Here is a 6,449-nt window from a genome sequence, read left to right on the forward strand (position 1 = left end):
GGAGGAACCGGGATGGCCGAAACGCGCACCGAAGCGCTTCACCAAAATGCCGAGGGGCTGGATATCCAGGTCCCGGACGCCATCCTTTCTTATTTGGCCGACGCGCAGATCGAGGCTGCAAAAGTCGTGCGCCAGGCCATCCCCTCCATCGCCAGGGCGGCCGAGATCATCGCCGGCAAGTTGAGCAGCGGCGGCAAGCTTGCCTATGCCGCGGCCGGCAGTTCAGGCCTGATGGCGCTGGCCGATGCGCTTGAGCTTCCGGGCACCTTCGGCATTCACCGTGACCGCATCGCCATCCTGATCGCCGGCGGCGACGAAGCCTTCCGGACATTGACCGGCGGTCCAGAGGACGACACCGAGGAGGCGGCAGCAGCCGTCATCAACGCCGGCATCGGCGAGGGCGATTGCCTGATTGCCATTTCGGCCAGCGGCACGACGCCTTATGCGGTGCGGGCTATCGAGGAGGCCGCCCTTTGCGGGGCCGCCACCATCGGCATCGCCAACAACCGGGACTCGGCTCTGCTGCGGCAGGCGGAAACCGCGATCCTGCTCGAAACGCCGCCGGAACTGATTGCCGGTTCGACGCGCATGGGCGCGGGCACCGCCCAGAAGATCGCGCTCAACATGCTGTCGACTCTGACCGCCGTCCATCTCGGCCATGTGCATGATGGCTACATGGTCAACCTGATGGCCGACAACATCAAGCTGCGCGACCGCGCGGCGCGCATCGTCGCCGCCGTCAGCGGGCGCGGCAGGGACGAAGCGGCCCGCCTGCTCGAGAAGAGCGGCGGCGCGGTCAAGACCGCCATTCTGCTCGCCGCCGGCGCCGACAGCGCCGATGCGGCGGAGAAACTGCTGGAAGGAACCGGCCAGAAGCTGAGGCCGGCGCTTTCCGCGATCGAGGGGAGCAAGGGGCGCGCTGCCTCTGTTCTCATCAAAACCGAACCTGAAAAAGGTCAACAGGGAGACTGAGCATGACAACGAAACTACTGACGGCACTGCTTCTGGGCACCAGCATTCTCGGCTCGGCCGGGGTGGCTTATGCCGGCGACGTAACGCTCAACATCGAAAGCTGGCGCGGTGACGACCTTGCCATCTGGAAGGACAAGCTGATCCCGGCCTTCGAAGCCAAGAACCCGGGTATCAAGGTGGTGTTCGCACCGTCGGCGCCGACCGAGTATGACGCCGCCCTTGGCGCCAAGCTCGCCGCCGGCTCGGCGGGCGACCTGATCACCTGCCGCCCGTTCGACAAGTCGCTTGAACTGTTCAAGAAGGGCAACCTTGCCGACCTCTCGGCGCTGCCCGGCATGGACAATTTCTCGCCAGTGGCCAAGTCCGCCTGGCAGACCGACGACGGCAAGGCGAGCTTCTGCGTGCCGATGGCCTCGGTCATCCACGGCTTCATCTACAACAAGGACGCCTTCGACAAGCTCGGCATCAAGGTGCCGGAGACCCGCGACGAGTTCTTCGCCGCACTCGACAAGATCAAAGCCGACGGCACCTACATCCCGATGGCGATGGGCACCAAGGATCTCTGGGAAGCCGCGACCATGGGCTACCAGAACATCGGCCCCAACTACTGGAAGGGCGAGGACGGTCGCGCTGCCTTGATCAAGGGCGAGCAGAAGCTGACCGACAAGGACTGGGTCGCGCCGTATGAGGAACTGGCCAAGTGGAAGCCGTATCTCGGCGACGGCTTCGAAGCACAGACCTATCCGGACAGCCAGAACCTGTTCACGCTTGGCCGCGCCGCCATCTACCCGGCCGGTTCGTGGGAAATCGGCCTGTTCAACACCCAGGCCCAGTTCAAGATGGGCGCCTTCCCGCCTCCGGTCGAGAAGGCCGGCGATACCTGCTACATCTCCGACCATACCGATATCGGCATGGGCCTGAATGCGGCTTCGAAGAACGCCGATGCGGCCAAGACTTTCCTGTCCTGGGTCGCCTCGCCGGATTTCGCCACCATCTACGCCAACGCGCTGCCAGGCTTCTTCAGCCTGAACTCCTCGCCGGTGAAGATGGCAGACCCGCTGGCGCAGGAATTCGTCTCCTGGCGCGGCAAGTGCAAGTCGACGATCCGCTCGACCTACCAGATCCTGTCGCGCGGCACGCCGAACCTCGAAAACGAGACGTGGGTTGAATCGGCCAACGTCATCAACGGCACCGACACCCCGGAAGCTGCGGCCAAGAAGCTGCAGACCGGCCTCGATAGCTGGTACAAGCCGGCGAAGTAAGAGCTCAGGCAACGAGATCGGCCGGGCGTACGCCTGGCCGGTCTCGGACTACACTGGTTCTTCAGATTGCGCCCGTTCAGATAGCGATTGTCGGCACCGCCTCTCGGCCTTACCCTTGCTTTTCTTGGGGAAGGCTAGCTGATCAGTCGCAGGCCTTTGTTCTTGCCGCACCGGGCAAGAATGTTCGGGCCGTGCATCGAGGCATCATCTAGATCAACACCCATTTGGAACCGAGAGACGGCGAGGACCGAACTCATGGCCGCAGACACACGACCGAAAAGACCGTTCCGTTGGCACGTTGGCGTCTTCCTGGCGCCGGCGGTGCTTGTCTATACGGCGATCATGATCCTGCCGCTGGCCGGCACACTGCAGCTGTCGCTGTTCCGCAACATCGAGCAGCACCAGGTGTTCGTCGGGCTGGAAAACTTCCGCACGTTGTTCGGCGACCCCAACTGGTCGGTGAATTTCTGGAACGCCCTGAGGAACAACACCTGGTTCTTCATCATCCACATGCTGGTGCAGAACCCGATCGGCGTCATGCTGGCTGCACTTCTGTCCAGCCCGAGACTGAGATTCTCGGCCTTCTACCGCACGGCGATCTTCGTGCCGACCATCCTGTCCTTCGTCATCGTCGGCTTCGCCTGGAAGCTGATCCTGTCGCCCTTGTGGGGCGTGGCGCCGCATCTCCTCGATCTCGTCGGCCTGAAAAGCCTGTTCACGCCCTGGCTGGGCAAGGAAGAATACGCGCTGACGGCGCTCAGCCTGATCTCGGTATGGCAGTTCGTCGGCATCCCGATGATGCTGATCTATGCCGCCCTGCTGTCGATCCCCGAAGAGGTGATCGAGGCAGCCGAATGCGACGGCATCACCGGCATGTCGCAGTTCTGGAAGATCAAGCTGCCGCTGATCCTGCCGTCGATCGGCATCATCTCGATCCTCACCTTCGTCGGCAATTTCAACGCCTTCGACCTGATCTACACCGCGCAAGGCGCGCTCGCCGGGCCGAACTATTCGACCGATATTCTCGGCACTTTCCTCTACCGCGCCTTCTTCGGCTTCCAGTTGCAGGTCGGCGACCCCAACATGGGCGCGGCGATCGCCACGATGATGTTCCTGATCATCCTTGGCGGCGTCTGCGTCTATCTCTTCCTCGTGCAGACGCGCCTGCGTCGCTACCAGTTCTGAGGGGCAAGAGATGAGCACCGCCACCCGTTCCCTGCCCCGCACCATCGGCGCCCACGCGATCCTGTTGACCTATACGGCGATCGCGCTGTTTCCGGTGATTCTCGTCATCATGAATTCGTTCAAGTCCCGCGCCGGCATCTTCGGCGCGCCGCTGACACCGCCGACGCCAAAAACCTTCGACCTGATCGGCTACACCACCGTCATAGGCCAGGGCGATTTCATCCACTATTTCCAGAACAGCCTCGTCGTCACCGTCGCTTCGCTGTTCTTCGTGCTTCTGTTCGGCGCCATGGCCGCCTTCGCGCTGTCGGAATACCGCTTTCACGGCAATTCGCTGATGGGGCTCTATCTGGCGCTCGGCATCATGATCCCGATCCGCCTCGGCACCGTCGCCATCCTGCAGCTGATGGTGGCGAGCGGCCTGGTCAACACGCTGACGGCGCTGATCCTGGTCTACACCGCGCAAGGCCTGCCGCTCGCCATCTTCATCCTGTCGGAATTCATGAAGCAGGTGTCCGACGACCTGAAGAACGCCGGCCGCATCGACGGGCTATCGGAATACACCATCTTCTTCCGGCTGGTGCTGCCGCTGGTGCGGCCGTCGATGGCCACCGTCGCCGTCTTCACCATGATCCCGATCTGGAACGATCTGTGGTTCCCGCTGATCCTGGCGCCGTCGGAAGAGACCAAGACGGTGACGCTCGGCGCGCAATTGTTCCTCGGCCAGTTCGTCACCAACTGGAACGCGATCCTGGCCGCACTCTCGCTGGCGATCATGCCGGTGCTGATCCTTTACGTCATCTTCTCGCGGCAGCTGATCCGCGGCATCACCTCGGGAGCCGTCAAGTGAGTTCGCAGACACCTCTTCGCGTCGTCGTCGCCGGCCTCGGCAATATGGGCCGCAGCCATGCGCTGGCCTATCACACCAATCCGGGCTTCCAGATCGCAGCGCTGGTCAACCGCTCCGACGTGCCGTTGTCGGAGGGACTGTCCGGCTATGGCATCAGGCGTTCCTTCGACGAGGCGCTGCGCGAGGAAAAGCCCGATGTCGCCTGCATCGCCACCTATTCGGACAGCCATGCCGACTATGCGGTGCGAGCATTCGAGGCCGGCTGCCATGTCTTTGTCGAGAAACCGCTGGCAACGACGGTGGCGGACGCCAAGCGCGTCGTCGCGGCGGCCAAGGCCAATGGCCGCAAACTGGTGATCGGCTATATCCTGCGACACCACCCGTCCTGGGTCCGCTTGATCGCCGAGGCACGCAAGCTCGGCGGCCCCTATGTGTTCCGCATGAATCTCAATCAGCAATCCTCGGGCCATACCTGGGACACGCACAAGCAGTTGATGCAGACGACGTCGCCGATCGTCGACTGCGGCGTGCACTATCTCGACGTGATGCTGCAGATCACCGACGCCAGGCCGGTCGAGGTGCGCGGCATGGGGTTGCGGCTGACCGAGGAGGTTGCGCCGTCGATGTACAATTACGGCCATCTGCAGGTTCTGTTCGATGACGGCTCGGTCGGCTGGTACGAAGCCGGCTGGGGGCCGATGATTTCGGAAACGGCCTTCTTCGTGAAGGACGTCATCTCGCCCAATGGCTGCGTGTCGATCGTCATGAAGGAGGGTGTGAAGTCTGATGACATCGACACCCACACCAAGACCTCGACCATCCGCCTGCATAGTGCCGCGACCGGCCCGGACGGCAGGTTCGCCAAGCCTGATGAAATGTTGTCGATGGCGGGCGAGCCCGGCCATCAGGACCTCTGCGATCTCGAACAGGCCTTCGTATTGAAGGCGATCCGCGAGGATATTGATCTCACCAGGCACATGGACGACGCGGTGAAATCGCTCGCCGTCTGCCTTGCCGCAGACGAGAGCGTGCGCAGCGGCGCAGCCGTCAAACTCTAGAACAGGGACGAAGCCGTGGGCTCGCTGAACATCGAGAACGTGAAGAAGGCCTTCGGGCCGGTCGAGGTGCTGAAGGGCATCAACCTCGAGGTGACGGACGGCGAATTCGTCGTCTTCGTCGGCCCGTCGGGCTGCGGCAAGTCGACCTTGCTCCGGGTCATCGCCGGGCTGGAGGATTCGACCTCGGGCCGGGTCGTCATCGACGGCCAGGACGTCTCCGTCACGCCGCCCGCCAAGCGCGGCATTGCCATGGTGTTCCAGACCTATGCGCTCTACCCGCATCTGACGGTGAAGAACAATATGGGCCTCGGGCTGAAGCAGGCGAGCACGCCGGCGGCCGAGATCGACCGCCGCATCGGCATTGCCTCCTCGATGCTGTCGCTGGAGCCCTATCTCGAAAGGCGGCCGGCCGAACTCTCCGGCGGCCAGCGCCAGCGCGTCGCCATCGGCCGCGCCGTGGTGCGCGAGCCCAAGCTTTTTCTCTTCGACGAGCCGCTGTCGAATCTTGATGCCGCATTGCGCGTCAACACGCGGCTGGAGATCGCGCAGCTGCACCGCCGGCTGAAGGCGACGATGATCTACGTCACCCACGACCAGGTCGAGGCGATGACGCTGGCCGACAAGATCGTGGTGCTGAACGCCGGCAGGATCGAGCAGATCGGCGGCCCGATGGAACTCTACAATTCGCCGGCGAATGAGTTCGTCGCCGGCTTCATCGGCTCGCCGAAGATGAACTTCGTCGACGGCGCCAGGCTTGGTGAAACCGCCAAGACCATCGGCGTGCGGCCGGAGCATCTGACCGTCGATCCGAAATCCGGCGCCTGGAAGGGCACGGTCGTCCACGCCGAGCATCTCGGCGCCGACACCAATCTCTATCTCGACTGCGAGAAGGCCGGCCTGATCACCGTGCGCATCTTCGGCGTCTACGACGCCCAGCCGGGCGCCACGCTCTACGCGACGCCGGATCCGGCGAAGACCTATCGGTTTGGGGCGGATGGGAAGGTGCTGAAGTAAAGCGCCGGCCTCCCTTCTCCCCCTGTGGGAGAAGGTGGATCGGCGCGTAGCGCCGAGGCGCTCTTGGCTGCCTGGCCAAGAATGATCGTGTCGATGCACGCCTGATCG

Annotated in this window: 6 protein-coding genes; all 6 read left to right on the forward strand. The window is 63.3% G+C overall.

What is annotated here, in order from left to right; all coding sequences use genetic code 11:
* Positions 1-12 precede the first annotated feature (12 nt).
* On the forward strand, positions 13-972 hold the full coding sequence (locus tag AC07FD_RS39340) for an N-acetylmuramic acid 6-phosphate etherase (RefSeq protein ID WP_478354182.1): 960 nt from the start codon (positions 13-15) through the stop codon (positions 970-972).
* Between the two features lie 2 nt (positions 973-974).
* Complete coding sequence (locus tag AC07FD_RS39345) at positions 975-2,234, forward strand: ABC transporter substrate-binding protein (RefSeq protein ID WP_478354183.1); 1,260 nt, start codon at positions 975-977, stop codon at positions 2,232-2,234.
* A 255-nt stretch (positions 2,235-2,489) separates the two neighbouring features.
* Positions 2,490-3,419, forward strand: coding sequence for a carbohydrate ABC transporter permease (locus tag AC07FD_RS39350; RefSeq protein ID WP_095083654.1), 930 nt, complete (start codon positions 2,490-2,492; stop codon positions 3,417-3,419).
* Positions 3,420-3,429: 10 nt separating this feature from the next.
* Positions 3,430-4,269 (forward strand): carbohydrate ABC transporter permease, encoded by an 840-nt coding sequence (locus tag AC07FD_RS39355; RefSeq protein ID WP_478354184.1) that lies wholly within the window; start codon positions 3,430-3,432, stop codon positions 4,267-4,269.
* Positions 4,266-5,327 carry a Gfo/Idh/MocA family protein gene (locus AC07FD_RS39360; protein WP_478354185.1) on the forward strand — a complete coding sequence of 354 codons (1,062 nt, stop codon included), beginning with the start codon at positions 4,266-4,268 and terminating at the stop codon, positions 5,325-5,327. Before AC07FD_RS39355 ends, AC07FD_RS39360 begins: the two co-directional genes overlap by 4 nt.
* 15 nt (positions 5,328-5,342) lie before the next feature.
* A complete protein-coding gene (locus AC07FD_RS39365) occupies positions 5,343-6,341 on the forward strand; it encodes an ABC transporter ATP-binding protein (RefSeq protein WP_478354186.1) in 999 nt (332 codons plus the stop codon).
* The last annotated feature ends 108 nt before the right edge of the window (positions 6,342-6,449 follow it).

This window comes from Mesorhizobium waitakense (assembly GCF_056431085.1).